Consider the following 19,519-nt stretch of genomic DNA (forward strand, 5'->3'; position numbering starts at 1 on the left):
AAGAACCGTCTAACTGCTACGTTGCAATTAGACGGTTCCTAATTTAAATTAAGTCGTGTACATAACTGGAAAGCTTAAGGAAATCTTAAACGCCCCGTAATTTATCAAATAAGGAACTTTTACCGTTACCAGCGACCGTTTTACCACTCGCCTTCGCAAACGTCTTTAACGCTTCTTTTTGTCCCTTATTTAAGTGGGTCGGCGTTTCAATGGTCACCGTGACCCGTTCGTCACCGTTACCATTACCGCGCAAACGTGGCGCACCCTTGCCGCGCAAACGGAAAGTGGTTCCGGTCTGCGTCCCAGCCGGAATCTTGAGCTTAACGTCACCGTGCACGGTCTTAACTTGCACTTCGTCACCTAACGCGGCTTGCACAAAGTCGATTGGTAATTTGAAGTAGATGGTCGCACCGTCCCGTTCAAATTCGTTGCTTGGTTCCACCCGGAAAATAATGAACAAGTCCCCGTAAGGACCACCGTTAGCCCCGGCTTCACCCTGGTTTTGAAGGCGCATTTGCTGCCCTTCTTCAACCCCGGCCGGTACGGTGACCTTGATGGAGTGACTCTGTTCAGTATGACCAGAACCACCACAGGTCGCGCACTTTTCCTTGATTTCTTTCCCGGTCCCGTGACAAACGTCACAGACTTGTTGGCTCATCATACGACCCAAAGGCGTATTCGTTTGAACTTGAATGTACCCACTGCCGTGACACTTTGAACAGGTCACCGGGGACGTTCCCGGCTTGGCACCGGAACCGCCACAAGTTTCACACTGTTCCTCACGGTTATACGTGATATTGGTCTTCTTACCAAAGATCGCATCCTCAAACTTCAACGTCATTTCATATTGTAAATCCCGGCCCTGTTGGGGTGCCGTTGGGTTGGGCCGGCGAGTACCGCCGCCACCGCCAAAGAATTGACTGAAAATGTCGTCGAAACCGCCGCCACCGCCGCCAAAACCGCCAAAGCCTTGACCGCCAAAACCGCCGGCACCGCCACCGAAGCCTTGTTGTTGGCCGGCTGACCCAAACTGATCATACTGCGCCCGTTTTTGCGGATCACCTAACGTTTCGTACGCTTCGTTGACAGCCTTAAACTTGTCCTCCGCGCCGGGTTCGTGGTTCAAATCGGGATGGTACTTTTTGGAAAGCTTGCGGTACGCTTTCTTGATTTCATCCTGACTAGCGTCCTTTTCAACGCCCAGAACCTTATATAAGTCTTGTTCTGCCATCGTAACCTCCTAATGATCCCTTTAAAGTCTCATTAATACTAGCATATTTAACACAAAAAGGCCAAGACCCCGCGGCCCTGGCCTTTTTGTTTAAACGGGTTTACTTCTTGTCCTTATCTTTATCTAAGTCTTCGAAGTCGCCGTCAACCGTGTTGTCGTCACCCTTATTATCATCAGCGTTACCCGCAGTTTGACCGTCGGCTCCCGCTTGAGAACCTTGGGCCTGTTGCGTTTGTTGATAAAGTTTAACGGATAAGTCTTGCACGATCTTGTTCAAGTCATCCTTTTTGGCCTTCATTTCATCAACGTTGTTGTCATCTTGAGCTTTCTTCAAAGCATCGCGGGCGTCTTGCGCCTTCTTGACTTCTTCGTCAGAAACTTTGCCTTTGAGTTCCTTCAACGTCTTGTCGGTCGTAAAGATCAATTGGTCAACTTCGTTCTTCAAGTCAACTTCTTCTTTACGCTTCTTATCGGCGTCTTCGTTTTCCTTGGCTTCCTTGACCATTTGATCAATTTCTTCGTCGGAAAGACCCGATGAACTCTTGATGGTAATCTTTTGTTCCTTGTTCGTGCCCATATCCTTAGCGGAAACGTTCACGATCCCGTTCTTATCAATATCGAACTTAACTTCGATTTGAGGAACCCCACGAGGAGCAGCTGGAATATCCGTTAATTGGAAACGACCCAGCGTCTTGTTGTCAGCAGCCATTGGCCGTTCACCTTGTAAGACGTGGATATCAACGGCTGGTTGGTTATCCGCAGCGGTACTAAAGACTTGGGACTTGCTAGTTGGGATGGTCGTATTGCGATCAATCAACTTCGTGAAGACCCCACCCATGGTTTCAATCCCAAGGGAAAGTGGCGTAACGTCAAGTAACACAACGTCCTTAACGTCACCGGTAATGACCCCACCTTGAACGGCGGCCCCTAAAGCAACCGCTTCGTCAGGGTTGATTGAGTGGTTGGATTCTTTACCAGTCCACTTTTCAACGGCGTCTTGCACGGCTGGAATCCGAGTAGACCCACCGTTTAAGATCACAACGTCTAAGTCACTAGCTTGTAAGTTAGCATCTTTCAAGGCGTTTTCAACCGGAATCCGGGTCTTTTCAACCAAGTCTTCGGTCAATTCGTTAAACTTAGCACGGGTCAACGTGGTTTCCAAGTGTAACGGGCCGTTAGCACCAGCGGAGATAAATGGCAAGCTGATTTGAGCTTCAGAAACCCCGGAGAGGTCCTTCTTAGCCTTTTCAGCAGCGTCCTTTAACCGTTGCAAGGCCATCTTGTCTTGTGACAAGTCAACACCGTTATCGGCTTTAAAGCCGGCTACTAACCAGTCAATGATCTTTTGGTCAAAGTCGTCACCACCAAGGTGAGTATCACCATTAGTTGATAACACTTCAAAGACTCCGTCGCCTAATTCCAGGATGGAAACATCAAAAGTCCCACCACCAAGGTCATAGACTAAGATTTTTTCATCTTTATCGGTCTTATCCAAACCATAGGCTAACGCAGCAGCCGTTGGTTCGTTGATGATCCGTTCAATGTTTAAGCCGGCAATCTTACCAGCATCCTTAGTTGCTTGCCGTTGGGCATCGTTAAAGTACGCCGGAACGGTCACAACGGCCTTTTCAACCGTGTCGCCTAAGTAATCTTCAGCAAAGCCCTTGATGTATTGTAAAATCATCGCGGAAATTTGTTGCGGCGTGTAGTCCTTACCATCAATGTCTACTTTGTAGCCCGCTTCACCCATGTGACGCTTGATTGAAGAAACGGTGTTCGGGTTCGTGATGGCTTGCCGCTTGGCAACTTCACCAACCTGCGTTTCACCATCTTTAAACGCAACGACTGATGGGACCGTCCGGCCACCTTCAGGAGTCGTGATAATTTTAGGTTCATTACCTTCAAGAACGGCAACTGCTGAGTTAGTCGTTCCGAGGTCGATACCGATAATTTTATTACTTGCCATAAATTAACAAACCTCTTTTATTTAATATTTGATTTCAAAGTTATTGTGCCACAACGACCATCGCCGCGCGTAACGTCCGGTCCTTGAAAAGGTAACCCTTTTGCAGAACTTGAACGACCGTGTCAGCCGGATGGTCCTTGTCAGCGGGAACCGTTTGAACCGCTTGGTGAACGTTGGGATCAAACTTTTCACCGTCAGCGGGAACTTCGGTAACGGCGTGCTTCTTCAAAGCGTCTTGTAAATGGCCGTAAACCATTTCAACACCCTTCTTAAGTTGTTGCGCCGCCTCATCGTCCGCCTGGGTCGCTAACGCCCGTTCCAAGTTATCTAAAACGGGTAGGACGTCTTTGGCCAACGATTGACCGTCGTATTTAAGGATGGCGGCCTGCTCCTTCTTGTTGCGGTTTTGCATGTTCACAATTTCCGCTTGCGCTCGAAGTAGTTGGTCATCCTTTTGATCAAGTTGGTCCTTTAAGCTTTGGATCTGCTCATCACGCGGATCTTTAGCCGTTTGTTTATCCGCTGCACTCGATGCTGTTTCACTGGCAGTCGAAGTTGCGGCTTGACTAGCTTCACTAGTCGTACTGGTTGCCGTTGAAGTTTGTTCTTCAGCCGCTTCAGCACTCTTTGTTTCTTTAGCCAATGCTTTCATCTCCCTGTCCGTCACTCGTCAAAGTACCGGTAATAATCTAATAATTTGCGGGCAAGTTCCCGCTGGAACGCGCCCATCAGTCCAATCATCCGGGAATACGGCATGGCGGTCGGCCCCAGGATGGCAATCATCCCTTTACCGTGCCGGTCAACGTCGTAAGTCGCGGTGATCAAACTATAATCCTTTAACAAATCGTTGGTGATCTCATTACCGATACGAACCTGAATGTGTTGGCCTGGTGGGCCAATCACGTTCGCTAGGCTATCCGTTTGGTCGAGCAACGAGTACAATGACTGTAATTCCTTAGGGTTCTGCTGATTGGTATAATTGAATAAGTTCAATTTACCACCCACGTAAAACCGCTCGGAAGCTGCCTTGGACAATACACTGCCAAAAATATCAAGGAACCCGTCAGGATCTTGCAAATACTTTGCGAGTTTTAACGGAATTTCTTTCTGTAATTTTCGCAGGACGTCTTGTAACGGCAGCCCAATCAACTGATCATCAATGAACCGCACGACCGGTTCCAATTCGTCACCGGTCAAGTCATTAGGAATCGTAAACGTTTGGTTTTCAACGTCCCCGTTATTCGTCACGAGAATCGCCATCACCTGGTGATTACCTAGTGGAACTAGGCGAAAACCACTCAACCGACTGTCCTTTAACTCGGGCCGCAGCGTAAACGTCGTGTAACTTGTCAATTGTGACAAGATATCGGCGGATTGCGCCACGATTTCGTCGATCTTATGAAATTCACCACCCAACGAATGTTGAATGACTTTCAGGTCCTGACCATCAACCTTTTCAGGTTTCAGGATATGGTCAACGTAGTACCGGTACCCCTTGATGGACGGAATTCGACCTGAAGATAGGTGCGTTTTAACGATCAACCCCAGATCCTCGAGTCGGGCCATCTCGTTACGGATGGTCGCGGAGCTGACTTTCATTGGCAACTCTTGAACGAGGGACTTGGAACCAACGGGGTTACCGCCTTCGGTATAGTCACGGACAATCGCCTTTAAAATTAGGCTTTGTCGTTCAGTTAACGTGATCATCACCTCTTTTTAGCACTTAACATAATGGAGTGCTAACACAGTTACTAATATAACAACCCTTCGAATGAAAGTCAAGGAAGGACAAAGTATTTTTAGGAAGCAATCAACTTTCAACCCTGTCCCGCTCATCCTTTCGCACAACCTATATATTAGCACTCTTATCATCAGAGTGCTAATGATAAACGCGCTGACCGTAAAAACAATTGGAACAAAACGATAAGCCGCGTAAATTACTCAAAATAAACTGAGCAATTTACGCGGCTTATCTTTCCGTTACAACGGTGTCCAAACGGGGACCAAAAATCACTTTGTTCCACGCTCGATAATTACCGTTCCGCCTTATTAATGGCGTGGTCGATCGTTTCATTATCAAATTCTTCTTGTAAATAGGCTTCGTTATCAATCGGTAAGTGCACGTGAAAGTCCGCAAAGTGCTGAACTTTTAAAACGGCCTGATCCACGTCAAACGCTAACAAGTGTCCGCCGAGCTGGTGATCCTGACTTAGAAAGTGCAGGTGAAACCCACCCACCGTGGCGCCCTGAAAGAGGTGTGGCGCGTAGTAGCCAATGATGGTCCCCTTTACGTTATCACCACTAAATTCGGGCTGCGTAGCGGTTGCCTGAACCAGGGTCTTGTACGGCGGTTGTTGACGGGGAGCAACGCGGGTCTTAATGTGTTTAAACGTTCCGTCGACACGGATCGCCGCAAAGACGTTCTTTAACCGGTAATCCTTGACAACTTGCGTTTCAAAGTCGGCCTGGGCCACGTCCGTTAACGGCGCGCTCACGTCGGGCTTTTCAAAATGCACCGACGCAAACGGCAACGTTTCGTGCGCTTCAATTTCACGCACTTGACCGTCTTCTCGCGCCTGGTAGGCGTGCCCGTCTAAAATAATCACTTCACCGTTCAGGCCGTCAAGCGTGCCGATCCCGGTATCACCGTGGCTTAGTAACTCACCAGCCGTAATTGTGCCGTCAAATAAACCGGGCACTAATAACCCTAACGTTCCGTGCTGAAAAATCGTATCCGTCGTTGCCATTACGCTTCCTCCGTTTTAGTTGAATTTTTTCCTGCGAGCGTGACTAACCGGGGCTCCGCGGTAAACGGGTGAGCCGCGTAGTAGTCCCGGGTCCCCTGTTCGTCACGTTTTAACTGTGCAACCAGTTCGTCGGCACCGGCAAATTTGACCTCGCCACGCATCCGGTGAGCCCACCGCACCGTAACGGTCTGCCCGTAAATATCCCCGCTAAAATCGAGTAGGTTAATTTCAATGGTAATGGGCCGGTCGTCGCCAAACGTTACGTTACGACCAACCGAGGCCATCCCCATCACCCACCGCGTCCCAACTTGGACCATGGTCGCGTAAATACCAATGCCCGGCACCCGGGTATTACTACTGTGGGCCACGTTAGCCGTGGGAAAACCGAGGGTGCGTCCGCGCGCTTCACCGTGGACCACTTTCCCGGCCGTTTCGTACTGGTAACCCAGTAACTCATCGGCTAAATCAACGTCACCCGTATCGAGTGCCGTTCTGATCCGGGTTGAACTAATCTTTTGTGCACCCAAGACCGCTTTAGGGACCTCGATGATGTCAAAGCGGCCGCGAGCATAGCCGCCGAGTTTTTGCATATTGGCCGTATCCGCCGGTCCGTACGTGTAGTCGAACCCCGCAACGACCGTCTGGGCGTGGAGATCAACAATCAGCTCGTCCACGAACGTTTGTGGGGGTAACGCCCCCACGGCTGCGTCAAAGTGCAACACGTACAGTAAATCGACTCCCATTTCCGCCATGAGCGCCGTTTTTTGTGCGACCGTCGTGAGGTACCGCACGTGGTCGGGATCCGCCCGTTTAAAAACGACGGACGGGTGTTGATCAAAAGTCATCACGGCCAGTTGGGCGTGTTTAGCTCGCGCCGCTTTACGAGCAGCCGCAACGACTTGCTGATGGCCGCGGTGCACACCGTCAAAGAAGCCGAGGGCCAAAACACTTGGTCCCGCCGGAATCAAACGTCGATCCACCGGGTACTGTAAATTAATCACCTGCATGAAAAGAACTCCTTAATTGACCGAGAACATTTTAAACGGTTTATACCGTCGTTCGTCTGGTCGGTAACTATATAGACATTTTAGGCTGTCTTGGTAAATTAACGCAACCATTGGGCTCGCAGCGGGATCACTAAGCTGCAGATCCGCCGCGGTCAGCCACACCCCGTTTTTAACTTTGGCCCAGATGGCGGCATTAATAACGACCCGGGGATACTGGCGCAGCGCCTGGTCGATCGGTTTAAGTAAATCACCCGCGGTCCCGTTAGCAACGTGGTCGGTAATCTGTTCAAAGGTCACGGTTTCGTCTAACGTGAAGCCCCCGCTCTTTAGCCGGGTCAAGTCACTCATTACCGCTGGCACTCCTAACGCCTTGCCAGCGTCAACCGCTAACGTCCGGACGTAGGTTCCCTTACTGCAATCGACCGTAAAGTAAATCGTCTGGGTCTGGTGTTCTGAATCGTACGTCGCCGGCTGGCGTTGCTTAAAACTGGTAATCGTCACGTGCCGCACCGGCCGTTCAACGGTTTCACCGTTGCGCGCGTAATCGTAGAGGCGCCGACCATTGACTTTAACGGCCGAAAACATTGGTGGAATCTGCGTCAATTCGCCCGTCATCTGCGTCAGAACCGCGTCGATCCGTTCTTTGCTGAACGGTGTGGTGATTGGTTGACGCTCAACTTCTTCACCATCAAGATCCTCGGTGGTGGTTGCAAAGCCCAGCGTAATGCTCCCCTGATACCGTTTGCCGGACGCCACTAAAAATTGAACGACCTTCGTGGCGTTACCGATACAGATGGGCAACACCCCGTCTACGTTGGGATCCAACGTTCCCGAATGCCCCACCTTGCGCGTTTGATAAAGCTTGCGGACCTTTGCGACACAATCAAAACTGGTCATCCCGCGGGGTTTATAAAGTGGTAAAATTCCGTCTGTCATTAAAAACTCCTTTTTAACTAGTTCTAGTTTCTTCTATATTAGTAGTCCTGATAATTCCTAGACCCATATTCGGTAATGATTCATTATTCCAAACGTTTTTCAGTATACCACATCAGCCCCAATTGCAAGCGCTTAAATATGCAAAAAGCCGCAGCGTTCACTTGAACACCAAAAGCTCCGCCGCGCCCCCTCATGGGAACCACTCGGCGGAGCAAGGTCTAACTCAGCGTGACCAGTGCTAAGCGATTATTGATATTCAGTTACCCATTATTTTAAGCCTGCGCGGCAACCCGCCGTTCACCTAACCACGTTTGAATCCGCGTCACGATCTGCTGGGGCGCTAACTGGTCCGTTTGGATCACCAGGTCAGCAGCCCGGGCGTATAACGCGGCCCGCCGTTGTTTTAAAGCCAGCAATGCCTGCGTATCCAGCTCGTTGACTAATGGCCGTTGATCGTCGTTTTGGACCCGTTGTAAAATCGTTTGATCACTCGCTTCTAGCCAAATCACCGGTACCGGACTTGCCGTCAGAATGGCGGCATTACTATCGATTGTCGGTGTTCCGCCACCCGTTGATAAAATTCCCGGTTGGTGGATCGCATTGGCTAGTGTTCGCTGTTCAAGTTGACGAAAATAAGCCTCCCCGTGCTGGTCAAAGATTGCCGTGATTGGTTGGCCGGCCCGTTGAACGATCAGGTCGTCCAGATCCGCGTGTTTTGTTGCTAAGGCCGCGGCTAATAACCGCCCGACCGTTGTTTTCCCACTACCCATGAACCCAATTAAAATTGCTCGCATCTTAATTCCTCCTAACGATCTCGTAACCGGCTGACCGCAGTAATTCGGCCGCCGAATCCCGCGTGTCGGCGTTACCAAACGTGACCTGTAAAACGCCGTCAACTTCTTCGCGGATCTCTAAAATATGAATATTGACTAAACTCAGTTGGGCACTGGCCAGGCGTTTGGTGACGTCGGCAATTGCCCCGACCCGGTCGGGAACGTTCAAAAACAGGTCAAAAAAATTAGGTAAGCTGCCGAGGTGTTCCGGTCCCAAGTGGTCGCGGGTCACCTTTGCCGCCGTAAAAAATTGCTTGATTGCGGGCGCATCACCAGCACTGATCGCCGTTTGAATCTCCCGTAATTTATCAATATAATCCTGTAATTGGTGGGTTACGAGTTGGCCGTTTGCCAGTAAGATCGCCGTCCACATGGTCGGGTCCGAACTTGCGATCCGCGTCATACTTTTGAAGCCCCCCGCAGCGAGCCGTAACCCTAGCGGTGAGTCGGCTAACGCGGTATGGGTCTGGTTGACCAACGCCGCGGCCACAACGTGTGGGACGTGACTAAGTTGACCGACGATCCGGTCGTGTTGTCTGGGCGTGACCGTTAGCCATTTAACCCGCGTACCCGCTAATAGGGTTTGTAATTGTGCGACCGCGTCCGCAGCCGCCAATCCCGGGACGAGAAAATAAAAGGCGTTTTCAAACAGATCCGCCCGCCCCGCGGTCACCCCGGACTTATGGGACCCCGCCATCGGGTGCCCACCGATGAAGGTCACGCCCCGTTGTCCGAGTTCGCGACTCGCCGCCATGACGGTCCGTTTCGTACTGCCAACGTCGGTCACAATAACGTTCAGCTTTAAAGTCAGGGTCGCGAGTTGCCTAAGGTCAGCGCAGATCACACTCACTGGTCCGGCTAAGATGATCACGTCGGCGCTCCGTGCACTTTTTGAGAAATCGTGACTCACTTCATCAACGATCGTTTGTTGCCGCGCGTAGTTTAAGCTGGCCGCGTTGACGTCACACCCCACTAGGTATACCGCCGGGTGAGCGGCGCGGATGGCTAAGGCCAGCGAACTCCCAATCAGGCCCAGCCCCTTGATCAAAACCCGGGTCATGACACCGCCTCCCCGCTGGGTAACAGTCGCTGCAGGTCGGCAAAGAATCCGGGGTACGAGATGTTGATTGCTTCCGCTCCGGATAGCGTCGTGGGTGTCGATAACCTCAGGGCGGCAATTGCCATCATCATGCCAATTCGGTGGTCCCCATGACTATCAAAGTTTGGCGTTTGTAACTGCCACGCTGGTCGACCATCGATCACAAAGCCGTCTGGTTGCTCGGTAATCTGAACCCCCAACTTGGATAGTTCCGTCACAATGGTCGCGATTCGGTCGGTCTCCTTGACCCGCAGTTCTTCGGCACCGCTGATCACGCTGATGCCATCGGCGGTCGCCGCCAACAGCGCGACCAGCGGTAATTCATCGATCACCGCCGGAACGTCCTTGGCCGTTAATCGAATCGGCTTTAAAGTGGAAAAGGCAATCTCAACGTTTCCCAGTGGTTCACCCGGGTTAGTCAGCCGTTCAACGCTAACGTCCCCGCCCATCCGTTTTAAGACCGTCAAGAAACCACTGCGGGTCGGATTTAACCCGACACGTTCCAAGCGGATCCGCGAACCCGGCACGATACTAGCCGCCGCCATGAAAAATGCTGCTGATGACAAATCCCCGGGTACCGTGAGCGTTTGACCAACTAGTTGCGGGTGCGGTTGAACCGTGATCGTACGGCCATCGGCGGCCGTTTCAAGTTGTCCGCCAAAAACGCGTAACAGCCGTTCAGTATGGTCGCGGGTCGGCAATTTTTCCACGATGGTACTGGGGCCGTCCGCGGATAGTGCGGCTAAGATCAACGCACTCTTAACCTGGGCACTCGCCACGGTCATTTGAACGTTGGTTGCGTGTAACGGCCGGCCGTGGATCGTTAAGGGCAAGTGACCGGCCGTTAGCTCAATTGCCGCCCCCATCGTCGCTAACGGCTCACTGACGCGGGCCATTGGCCGTTGACTCAAAGAAGGGTCACCGACCAACGTCGAGTCAAACGGCTGACCAGCTAATAGTCCGGTCAGTAACCGGGTCGCCGTGCCGGCGTTGCCCATGTCGAGGGGGACCGTGGCGGCAGTCAGGCCGTGACGCTCCCGACCAGTTACCGTGACGGTCGTACCTTGACGCGTGATTGGCACCCCGAGGGACCTTAACGCGTTTAACGTCGATAAACAATCGTCCGCGGTCAAGAAGTGCTTCAGGACCGTCTGCCCGGAGCTGATTGCACCGAGCATTAGTCCGCGGTGGGAAATGCTCTTATCCCCCGGTACCGTGAGCCGACCGTGTAGCCCGTTGAACGGGCGCGTATTTAACTTAATTTTCATTTTAATCACCTAATTAATTTGATAAAGGCACCACACCATCGACGGTGTGAAACGCTTAATGATTTTTTCATTCGTCTGCAGGGTCACATTTTTTTCGTTGGTCAAAACGTAAGCGGCCCCGTTTTGCCGATAAGCTTAGTACGCCAAGTATTTACTGGCACAAGTTTGGACACTGACGTGACTGACGACCCGTTCTAACAACTGCGCCGTGGCCGCGTGCGTGTAACCAATCCGGTTATCGGCCCCGATACGCTGGACCACGACGATCGGGTCCAGCACGGTCATAAAACAGTCCCGTAACGTTAACTGTTCAAGCAACGCGTAGTGGATGTCGCCCCAACCAGCCTTTAACGTTGATGATTTAAAGGCCGCCGGGATGACTAACTCGTCACCGTGATAACCGGCTAACGTCGTCAAAATTTCCTCAAAGCTGGGATGCCCGCACACGGTTGCTTGGCCCGCGTACTTTACCTGGTTATAATGCTCGGCGGCGGCAAAGCTATCGGTCGCCGCCGGCCCTAACGTGTGGATCACCATCGCGGCCACCTAATACTGCCGCAGTTCGTCGCGGTACGTGGCAACTTGTAACCGCAGGCGGTCTAGGTTACTACCGTCAAAGGTCGCGGTCAACGCTTTCGCTAATTCGATTGCGACAACACTTTGGACAACCAGTGATGCTGGTACGATGGCGGTGGTATCGGAACGTTCCACGCTCGCTTTTTGAACGACCTTGGTTTGAACGTCAACACTTTGTAACGGCTTATAAAGCGTGGGAATCGGCTTCATTGCCGCCTTAACAATAATCGGCATCCCGTTGGTCATTCCGCCTTCAAAGCCACCTAAGTGGTTACTTAACCGGGACCAACCGTCCGTCGCGTTCCAATCGATCTCATCCATGACCTGACTACCCAAACGCTTGGCAGCTTCAAAGCCGTCACCGATCTCAACGCCCTTCATGGCGTTCACGCCCATGACCGCCGCGGCCAATTGTCCGTCAAACTTGGTATCCCAATTGGTGTAACTTCCTAACCCGGCGGGAACGTTTTCGGCAACCACCCGGATCACACCCCCCAGCGTATCGCCGGCCTTCTTAGTAGCCGTAATCAAGTCGTGGATCGATTGGACCTGACTCTGATCCGTAATGCGCAAGTCGTTAGCGGTGATTCGTTTTTGAAGGGCTGCGACGTCCAAGCCCAATTCCGAGTCCGCTGGTAGCTGGCCAACCTGTTGAACGTAACCAACCAGGTGAATGTCAAATTGTGCTAAGAGCTGCTGGCAAATACTGCCAATGGCCACCCGCATCGCCGTTTCGCGGGCGGAAGACCGTTCCAAAACGTTGCGCAGGTCGCGCTGTCCGTACTTCATCCCACCCACCAGGTCGGCGTGACCGGGCCGTGGCCGGGTCACCTTGCGCAAGGTGTTCTCGGCGGTCGCCGGACTAACCGGATCCATAATGGCCGACCAATGCGCGTGGTCGCGGTTTTTAATCGTGAGTGCTAACGGTGAGCCCAAAGTCACCCCGTGACGCAGGCCCCCGGTCACCGTCACTTGATCGTGTTCGATCTGCTGACGGTTGCCCCGACCAAAGCCTCCCTGACGTGCAGCTAAGTTGGCGTTGACAGCGTCAATATCAATTTCTAGTCCGGCCGGGAGCCCAGTCAGGATCCCGGTCAATTGGGGGCCGTGGGACTCCCCGGCAGTGACGTAATTAATCATGTTCCTCTTCCTTTCCGTGCAGCTGGGCTTGATAAGCCCGTGAATTCGTCATAATGGCTTGATAGATTGCTTGTAAGTACGGGGTGTGTGCCATTCGCTGACTACGTTGAGCCACTTGGGACAAGACCCTGGCCTCCCGCTGCTGATCCAAGATGGGCAACTGCTCCCGCATTTTTAATTGACCAATGGCAGTCACGGTATCAAAGCGTTCGTTTAGTAGTGCGACAATTTGTGAATCAATTTGATTGATTCGTTGTCGTTGCTGAACTAATGAGCTTTGCGGGCGCAGTGCCAGCGCGGTCATTAGTACGAGCAAAACACCCGCCAACCCAATCACCAAGTCGAACCGTAACGCGGCGGCCAAGCTTTGTTTAGATAACCAGCCGGTGATCAACGGGATCGTAAACGAAGCGATACTCCCAAAGGTGAAGTACAATCCGGTCACACCACCCTTCACGTGGGGGTATAACTTAATGAACAAGTTCAACCCAACTTGCATCACGCCCCCGGCCGCGGTAAACCCAAAGATCAGGGCGGCCAGCATCGATAACCAGCTCAGTGAACTGTAACTAACAATTAGCAGGGCAACGAGGGAACCAACGTTCATTTCCACCATCAATTTCGTTTCAGCCACGCCCCGGCGTAACAACCAAAAAAGAACGAACACCCCGCAAATCGAGCCAACACTGTAAAGCGACAACAATCCGTGGGCTAAAACTGGACTGAACCCAAAAGTTTTAGTGACAAATAAACTGATCCACTGGGTGTACAAAATCATTAGCGCCATTGAGGTGTAACCGTACCCCGCCAGTCCGATTGCCGCAATTAAGCGCCGCGGTTTGGAAAGCTGCTGCTGCTTAGCCATTAAACTAGGATCCGACTGATTACGCGGTGGAAAAGTCTGCCGGTTCAACAAGACGGCGTTAACAAGCAAAACTGCGGCGGCAACTAGGAAGGACCAACCGTACCACCAGCCGTTGGAATCCAACAACGCCACTAGTAACGGCAAGAGAAATTCCCCAGCGGAAATGAAAGCTTTTAATAAGACGTTTGCCGAGCCTTGGCGTCCGCCCATCTCGATAAAAGTGGTGTACGTTCCGGCATCGAGCGCTGAATTGGCAACGCCAGCCAAGATGGCTAATCCGTATGCGACTTGAATGTTGGTGACGAACGCCATTCCCACGAAGAAAACAAAGTAACTGAACATCCCAACGTTGCAAAAAATCTTACGACCAAAGTGGTCCGATAAATTACCGAGAATAAAGTAAGCTAATAACCGACCGATTCCCACCCCAGAAACGACGTAAGAAACGGTTGCCAGGGGTGTTTGCCAGTGTTGGCTTAACGACTGCATATTTTGTGCGAGGATCAATAACCCTAATCCATGCACGAAGTAGTTTAAGTACAAGCTTAGTGAGAGTGTTTTTCGATTCATTTTCTCAGACTCCTTTAATGTGTAAACGGGAATAAAAAAAGCCAGCTAGATTCAAAGAATCTAACTGGCTCACATTAAGACGTCTTTAATGCGGTGATTAATTCCAGCTAGACCTTTGCGTGTCTAGCTGGCCAAGACAAAGATGACTTCGCTAACCTTAGACACGGACGTGTGTGCCGTCCGTATCTACAGTGCGATGCGGACGCTACCTAAAGTAAACTAAGCCGAAATAATACGCGTTGGTTGGTAATTGTCGTTGCGTCATCATTATCTTTCCTTTCCGTTTAAGTGATTGGTTATATTAAAGCATTCTCATTTTAATCCGTCAACCTCTAATCTATTTTTAACGTTATGATTTTTCTTCACCCGGTCCGTTACCGCCGCCGGACCGGGATTCAGTCACCGTTAAAATTATTTTAACCGGCCGAAAAAGTCCCCACGAAAAATCGTGGGGACTAAGTTCGTCAGCAACTATTCCTGACGTTTTAAGTTATTGATCAGTTCATCGATCCGGCTCCCGTATTGAACAGACTGATCCCGTTCAAAAGTGAGTTCTGGCGTCTTGTAAATGCTTAAGCGTGACCCAAGTTCACTCCGGATCAAGCCCTTCGCTTTTTCAAGCCCAGCAGCCGTTTTTTCACCGTCCGACGCTTTATCGGACAGGATACTGTAGTAAATGGTGGCTTGTTGCAAATCGCCCGTTACGGTCACACCAGTGATGGTGAGGCCCGCAACCCGCGGATCGCGAACACGCTTTAACAAGATATCATCAACTTCACGTTGAATTTCCTGTTCTAGCCGACCAACTCGATAATGTTGTGCCATCTAGTTTACCTCCAATTAAGGTGTTTATTCAATCGGAACTTCCTTCATAACGTAAGCTTCAATGACGTCGTTGACCTTGATATCGTTGTAGTCTTCGATCCGTAAACCAAGTTCAAAGCCTTGTTTAACTTCCTTAACGTCATCTTTGAAGCGCCGTAAGCTGGCAAGTTTCCCGTCATAGATCACGACACCGTCACGAATGACCCGGACACCGGAATCGCGGTGGATGACACCATCAGTGACCATCCCACCACCGATCGTGCCGACCTTCGAAACCTTGTAGATTTCACGAATTTCAACTTGACCAGTGATCTGTTCTTCGTACTTCGGTTCGAGCATCCCCTTCATCGCGCTTTCGATTTCATCAATTGCGTTGTAGATGACTTGGTGTAAACGAATGTCAACGTCGTCGGTATCCGCTTGTGATTTGGCTTGCGGCGTTGGGCGAACGTTGAATCCGATGATAATGGCGTTACTTGCTTCCGCTAAGGCCACGTCACTTTCGTTAATGGCACCAACGGCCGTGTGAATGATGTTGACCCGCACGCCTTCAACGTCGATCTTCCGTAAACTACCCGCTAAGGCTTCTACGGAACCTTGAACGTCGGCCTTGATGATCACGTCAACTTCCTTCAGTTCACCCTGCTTCATGGAATCAAACAGGTTGTCCAAGGTCACGTGGGCCGTAGCTTTCCGTTCGTCCATCAGAGCCTGTTTAGCCCGTTGTTCACCGGCTTCGCGGGCCGTCTTTTCGTCGTCAAAGACCACGAAACGGTCCCCGGCATCTGGCACGTCGTTTAAACCAGTAATTTCAATTGGCGTTGACGGTACGGCTTCTTTGATCCGCTTCCCGTGATCGTTCGTCATCGTCCGGACTTTACCATAGGTATTCCCAACGACGATTGGATCACCAACGTGCATCGTTCCTTGTTGAACGAGTAAGGTGGCAGTGGAACCCTTCCCACGGTCCAAACTAGCTTCCAAAACGGAACCAGCAGCGTTTTGCTTCGGGTTCGCCTTTAATTCCAACACTTCGGCTTGTAACAAGATCATGTCCAATAATTCGTCTAAGTTCTTACCAAATTTAGCAGAAATTTGAACAAAAATCGTGTCGCCACCCCAGTCTTCAGGAATCAAACCGTATTCAGTTAATTGTTCCATGACGTGGTTCGGGTTGGCACCCGGCTTATCGATCTTATTAACCGCTACGATAATTGGTACCTTGGCCGCCTTGGCATGGTTGATGGCTTCGATAGTTTGTGGCATAACCCCGTCATCAGCCGCAACGACTAAGACGGTAATGTCGGTAATGTCCGCACCACGGGCCCGCATTTCGGTAAAGGCCGCGTGTCCCGGGGTATCCAGGAAGGTGATTGTCTTGCCGTCGTGCTTAACTTGATAAGCCCCGATAGCTTGCGTGATCCCACCAGCTTCACCGGCTGTCACGTGGGTATGCCGTAACTTATCAAGCAGGGTCGTCTTCCCATGGTCAACGTGCCCCATGACGGTAACGACCGGTGCCCGTGGTTCCAAGTTTTCGGTGTTTTTGTTTTCATCATCAAAGAACTTGTCCAAGTCGGTCACGTCGACCGTCACCTTTTCCTCAGCGTCAATCCCGTAATCGGCCGCTAAGACTTCAATGGTTTCCTTGTCCAAGGATTGGTTTTGGTTGACTGCCACACCCAGCATGAATAACTTTTTGATGATTTCGGCTGGTTCACGGTGCAAAATCTTACCCAAATCTTGGGCGTTCATGCCGACCGTGTAAACCAGTTTTTCTGGCAACGGCTTATCCTTACGCACCGGTGCCGGCTTGTTATTCACTTGTCGGATCCGTTGGTTCTTATTATTGCGGTTATTCCGGTTGTTGCGGTTATTCCGACGGCGATTATTGTTGCCGCCACGGTAACGACCGCCGCCACCGTTATTGTTACTGCTTAAGCTACCGCCAAAACGACCGCTCCCATTCCGGGAACTGTTGGTTGTCCGGTTACCATTGCCGTTGTTTGAACGGTTTTGGTTATTGGAATTGTTAGAGCGGTTTTGGCCACCATTGTTGGAACGGTTTTGCGCTCCGTTACTCCGGTTTTGACCGTTATTGGAACGGTTATTATTCGGCCGACTGCTGTTATTAGAACGGTTAGCATTGTTGTTGCGAGAATTATTGCTACCGTTACTCCGAGTACTATTCGTCGTCCGGTTACCACCGTTGGTACGGTTAGTATTGTTGGACCGGTTGCCGTTATTGGAACGGCTTTGACTATTATTCGAACGACTCTGATTGTTATTATTACGATTATTATTCAAAGAATCACCACTCTGTTGATGACGCGAGTTGGATTGCTGCTGGTTAGCAGTTCGTGTCACAGTTTTGGCTGCGGATTGGGCAGCGTGGCTAGTCTGACTAGCCGTGTTAGATTTAGGATGGGTAACCGCCGAAGCGGGCATTTTTAATTGCCGGGCTTCGTTGTCACCGAGTGTCGACATATGATTTTTGACGGAGAATCCCAATTGTTGTGCGCGTGCAATCAACTGCTTACTTGGGACGTTGAGCTCCTTCGCTAATTCATAAATTCGCTTTTTCCCCATATCTTCACCCTCCTTTAGTGCGTCATGATCGCCACCATTTTCTCGGCAAACCCCCGGTCGGTGATTGCGTACACCGTCCGTTTATTGCCGGCCGCCGCGTTTAATTCCGCTTTGGTAAAAGTATCGATCACTGGAACGTCATAAGATTGGGCCTTATCATGAAACTTTTTGGCAGTCGTGGGACCGGCATCACTCGCGATAAACACGAGCTTGGCCGACTGGTTACGGATGGCGGCTAGGGTCAACCCTTCACCAGCTATCTGCTTTTTGGCACGCCGAGACAGGCCCAGTAGGTTTAAACAAGCTTGATTAGGCGTCATTGCCGAAAAGTTCCTTTCGGGCCTGTTGATGATCAACATAGGCCACTAACTCCTCGTAAAAGTCCGCGTTAACCTTAATACCAAAGGCCTTATCAAAGGTCTTTTCCTTTTGGGCACGCTTAGCGACTTCCACGTCTAAGGCAATGTAAGCCCCGCGACCCGGCTTTTTACCGGTTGGGTCAACGGACACCTCATCCTGCTTGTTCTTAACAACCCGGACTAAGTCTTTCTTGGGATGCATCTCACCCGTTACGATGTCCTTGCGTAACGGCACTTTTCTTTTTTTCATATCCCAGACCTCCTTTAGTTACTTTGCTTACTTATTCGTCATCACTGGCAGATGCGGCTGCGTCGTCGGCTGCTTCCGTTGAAGCGGCTGGTGTATCGGCACCCTCACTGTCAGTGGTTGCGTCAACTGCTTCTGAGACCGGTGCGTCGTCTTCAACCTGGGAGTCGTTCCCAGTTTCAGCCGCCGCAACGTTATCAGGGTTTGCTTCCATTATATCAGAAGCTTCGGTTTCCGATTTAATATCGATCTTAAATCCGGTCAACTTAGCGGCTAAGCGGGCGTTTTGGCCCCGCTTGCCGATGGCTAACGATAATTGGTAATCGGGAACGACGACGGTACAACCGCGTTCGTTTTCGGGATCAAAGATAACGTCCAAAACTTCAGCCGGGTTCAACGCGTTCGCGATGAAGACCGCCGTATCATCCGTCCATTCAACGATGTCCATGTTTTCACCGTGAAGTTCGTTAACGATGGTTTGCACCCGTTGCCCCTTTGGTCCCACGCAGGTTCCCACGGGGTCCACGTTAGGGTTATTCGAACGAACGGCTACCTTGGCCCGGTCCCCCGCTTCACGCGCAATCGAAACAATTTCGACGATGCCGTCAAAAATTTCAGGAACTTCTTGTTCAAACAACCGTTTCAACAAGTCCGGTGCGGTCCGTGAAACGAACACTTGCGGCCCCTTCGTTGCGTTTTCAACTTTAGAAACGTAAACCTTGATTTTATCGTGAATCCGATAAGTTTCACCTGGTAACTGATCGGAGCGTCCCATGACGGCTTCGACCTTTCCTAAACTCACGTACACGAAGCGGTTGTCCTGCCGTTCCACTTCCCCAGTCACGATTTCATTTTCGTACTGGCTGTATTCGTCGTAGATGATCCCGCGTTCGGCTTCACGCACCCGCTGCATGATGACCTGCTTAGCCGTTTGGGCAGCGATTCGCCCAAAGTTCTTTGGCGTTACTTCAAAGCGAATGTCATCACCAATTTCGTAAGCTTTGTTAATGGCCAACGCATCTTGCAAACTAACTTCCAACCGGGAGTCAAAGACGTCTTCAACAACTTCTTTAACCGCGTAAACGTGAATATTACCCTTAACTTGGTCAAAGTCAACTTCCACGTTTTGCGCCTGGCCGTAATTCCGTTTGTAGGCGGAGACCAGCGCGGCTTCCAAAGCATCGATCACGACTTCTTTTTTGATGCCTTTTTCTGATTCAAGGGTGTCTAAGGCCCCTAATAATTCCTTACTCATGAGTAG

At 50.9% G+C, this 19,519-nt stretch carries 18 protein-coding genes; all 18 read right to left on the reverse strand.

Features of this window, described 5'->3' with window-relative positions:
* Window positions 1–85: 85 nt before the first annotated feature.
* Window positions 86–1,231 carry a molecular chaperone DnaJ gene (dnaJ, locus tag D1831_RS03545; RefSeq protein ID WP_125071553.1) on the reverse strand — a complete coding sequence of 382 codons (1,146 nt, stop codon included), beginning with the start codon at window positions 1,229–1,231 and terminating at the stop codon, window positions 86–88.
* A 100-nt stretch (window positions 1,232–1,331) separates the two neighbouring features.
* Entirely contained in the window at window positions 1,332–3,197 is a 1,866-nt protein-coding gene (gene dnaK / locus D1831_RS03550) for a molecular chaperone DnaK (RefSeq protein WP_125071554.1), read from the reverse strand.
* A gap of 40 nt (window positions 3,198–3,237) precedes the next feature.
* Window positions 3,238–3,849 (reverse strand): nucleotide exchange factor GrpE, encoded by a 612-nt coding sequence (gene grpE, locus D1831_RS03555; RefSeq protein ID WP_125071555.1) that lies wholly within the window; start codon window positions 3,847–3,849, stop codon window positions 3,238–3,240.
* An 11-nt stretch (window positions 3,850–3,860) separates the two neighbouring features.
* Window positions 3,861–4,904 (reverse strand): heat-inducible transcriptional repressor HrcA, encoded by a 1,044-nt coding sequence (gene hrcA / locus D1831_RS03560; RefSeq protein ID WP_125071556.1) that lies wholly within the window; start codon window positions 4,902–4,904, stop codon window positions 3,861–3,863.
* 326 nt (window positions 4,905–5,230) lie between these two features.
* Entirely contained in the window at window positions 5,231–5,944 is a 714-nt protein-coding gene (gene budA, locus D1831_RS03565; protein ID WP_125071557.1) for an acetolactate decarboxylase, read from the reverse strand.
* The gene (gene ribF / locus D1831_RS03570; protein ID WP_125071558.1) at window positions 5,944–6,951 is read right to left on the reverse strand and encodes a riboflavin biosynthesis protein RibF; all 1,008 of its coding nucleotides are present in this window, start codon (window positions 6,949–6,951) and stop codon (window positions 5,944–5,946) included. The genes budA and ribF overlap by 1 nt, the downstream gene beginning before the upstream one ends.
* A gap of 12 nt (window positions 6,952–6,963) precedes the next feature.
* Complete coding sequence (truB, locus tag D1831_RS03575) at window positions 6,964–7,887, reverse strand: tRNA pseudouridine(55) synthase TruB (RefSeq protein WP_125071559.1); 924 nt, start codon at window positions 7,885–7,887, stop codon at window positions 6,964–6,966.
* Between the two features lie 272 nt (window positions 7,888–8,159).
* On the reverse strand, window positions 8,160–8,681 hold the full coding sequence (locus D1831_RS03580) for a shikimate kinase (protein WP_125071560.1): 522 nt from the start codon (window positions 8,679–8,681) through the stop codon (window positions 8,160–8,162).
* 1 nt (window position 8,682) lies between these two features.
* Entirely contained in the window at window positions 8,683–9,780 is a 1,098-nt protein-coding gene (locus tag D1831_RS03585) for a prephenate dehydrogenase (protein WP_125071561.1), read from the reverse strand.
* Complete coding sequence (gene aroA, locus D1831_RS03590) at window positions 9,777–11,087, reverse strand: 3-phosphoshikimate 1-carboxyvinyltransferase (RefSeq protein WP_125071562.1); 1,311 nt, start codon at window positions 11,085–11,087, stop codon at window positions 9,777–9,779. Before aroA ends, D1831_RS03585 begins: the two co-directional genes overlap by 4 nt.
* 135 nt (window positions 11,088–11,222) lie before the next feature.
* Window positions 11,223–11,624, reverse strand: coding sequence for an amino acid biosynthesis protein (locus tag D1831_RS03595; protein ID WP_225422761.1), 402 nt, complete (start codon window positions 11,622–11,624; stop codon window positions 11,223–11,225).
* A 9-nt stretch (window positions 11,625–11,633) separates the two neighbouring features.
* Window positions 11,634–12,803: a chorismate synthase gene (aroC, locus tag D1831_RS03600; protein WP_125071563.1), complete on the reverse strand. Its 1,170-nt coding sequence runs from the start codon at window positions 12,801–12,803 to the stop codon at window positions 11,634–11,636.
* Entirely contained in the window at window positions 12,796–14,238 is a 1,443-nt protein-coding gene (locus tag D1831_RS03605) for an MFS transporter (protein ID WP_125071564.1), read from the reverse strand. Before D1831_RS03605 ends, aroC begins: the two co-directional genes overlap by 8 nt.
* Before the next feature lie 471 nt (window positions 14,239–14,709).
* Window positions 14,710–15,063, reverse strand: coding sequence for a 30S ribosome-binding factor RbfA (rbfA, locus tag D1831_RS03610; RefSeq protein WP_125071565.1), 354 nt, complete (start codon window positions 15,061–15,063; stop codon window positions 14,710–14,712).
* 24 nt (window positions 15,064–15,087) lie between these two features.
* A complete protein-coding gene (gene infB / locus D1831_RS03615; RefSeq protein WP_125071566.1) occupies window positions 15,088–17,652 on the reverse strand; it encodes a translation initiation factor IF-2 in 2,565 nt (854 codons plus the stop codon).
* Window positions 17,653–17,666: 14 nt separating this feature from the next.
* A complete protein-coding gene (locus D1831_RS03620; protein ID WP_125071567.1) occupies window positions 17,667–17,972 on the reverse strand; it encodes a L7Ae/L30e/S12e/Gadd45 family ribosomal protein in 306 nt (101 codons plus the stop codon).
* A complete protein-coding gene (gene rnpM / locus D1831_RS03625) occupies window positions 17,962–18,261 on the reverse strand; it encodes an RNase P modulator RnpM (protein WP_125071568.1) in 300 nt (99 codons plus the stop codon). The genes D1831_RS03620 and rnpM overlap by 11 nt, the downstream gene beginning before the upstream one ends.
* Window positions 18,262–18,292: 31 nt before the next feature.
* Window positions 18,293–19,513: a transcription termination factor NusA gene (gene nusA, locus D1831_RS03630; protein WP_125071569.1), complete on the reverse strand. Its 1,221-nt coding sequence runs from the start codon at window positions 19,511–19,513 to the stop codon at window positions 18,293–18,295.
* Window positions 19,514–19,519 lie beyond the last annotated feature (6 nt).

This window comes from Lactiplantibacillus garii (assembly GCF_003885105.1).
In the GTDB taxonomy this organism is placed as follows: Bacteria; Bacillota; Bacilli; order Lactobacillales; family Lactobacillaceae; genus Lactiplantibacillus; species Lactiplantibacillus garii.

Excerpts from the sequence above, each read along its gene's own strand:
- dnaJ (WP_125071553.1), bottom strand. The coding sequence starts at position 1,231 with ATGGCAGAACAAGACTTATATAAGGTTCTGGGCGTTGAAAAGGACGCT.
- dnaK (WP_125071554.1), bottom strand. The coding sequence starts at position 3,197 with ATGGCAAGTAATAAAATTATCGGTATCGACCTCGGAACGACTAACTCA.
- grpE (WP_125071555.1), bottom strand. The coding sequence starts at position 3,849 with ATGAAAGCATTGGCTAAAGAAACAAAGAGTGCTGAAGCGGCTGAAGAA.
- hrcA (WP_125071556.1), bottom strand. The coding sequence starts at position 4,904 with ATGATCACGTTAACTGAACGACAAAGCCTAATTTTAAAGGCGATTGTC.
- budA (WP_125071557.1), bottom strand. The coding sequence starts at position 5,944 with ATGGCAACGACGGATACGATTTTTCAGCACGGAACGTTAGGGTTATTA.
- ribF (WP_125071558.1), bottom strand. The coding sequence starts at position 6,951 with ATGCAGGTGATTAATTTACAGTACCCGGTGGATCGACGTTTGATTCCG.
- truB (WP_125071559.1), bottom strand. The coding sequence starts at position 7,887 with ATGACAGACGGAATTTTACCACTTTATAAACCCCGCGGGATGACCAGT.
- D1831_RS03580 (WP_125071560.1), bottom strand. The coding sequence starts at position 8,681 with ATGCGAGCAATTTTAATTGGGTTCATGGGTAGTGGGAAAACAACGGTC.
- D1831_RS03585 (WP_125071561.1), bottom strand. The coding sequence starts at position 9,780 with ATGACCCGGGTTTTGATCAAGGGGCTGGGCCTGATTGGGAGTTCGCTG.
- aroA (WP_125071562.1), bottom strand. The coding sequence starts at position 11,087 with ATGAAAATTAAGTTAAATACGCGCCCGTTCAACGGGCTACACGGTCGG.
- D1831_RS03595 (WP_225422761.1), bottom strand. The coding sequence starts at position 11,624 with ATGGTGATCCACACGTTAGGGCCGGCGGCGACCGATAGCTTTGCCGCC.
- aroC (WP_125071563.1), bottom strand. The coding sequence starts at position 12,803 with ATGATTAATTACGTCACTGCCGGGGAGTCCCACGGCCCCCAATTGACC.
- D1831_RS03605 (WP_125071564.1), bottom strand. The coding sequence starts at position 14,238 with ATGAATCGAAAAACACTCTCACTAAGCTTGTACTTAAACTACTTCGTG.
- rbfA (WP_125071565.1), bottom strand. The coding sequence starts at position 15,063 with ATGGCACAACATTATCGAGTTGGTCGGCTAGAACAGGAAATTCAACGT.
- infB (WP_125071566.1), bottom strand. The coding sequence starts at position 17,652 with ATGGGGAAAAAGCGAATTTATGAATTAGCGAAGGAGCTCAACGTCCCA.
- D1831_RS03620 (WP_125071567.1), bottom strand. The coding sequence starts at position 17,972 with ATGACGCCTAATCAAGCTTGTTTAAACCTACTGGGCCTGTCTCGGCGT.
- rnpM (WP_125071568.1), bottom strand. The coding sequence starts at position 18,261 with ATGAAAAAAAGAAAAGTGCCGTTACGCAAGGACATCGTAACGGGTGAG.
- nusA (WP_125071569.1), bottom strand. The coding sequence starts at position 19,513 with ATGAGTAAGGAATTATTAGGGGCCTTAGACACCCTTGAATCAGAAAAA.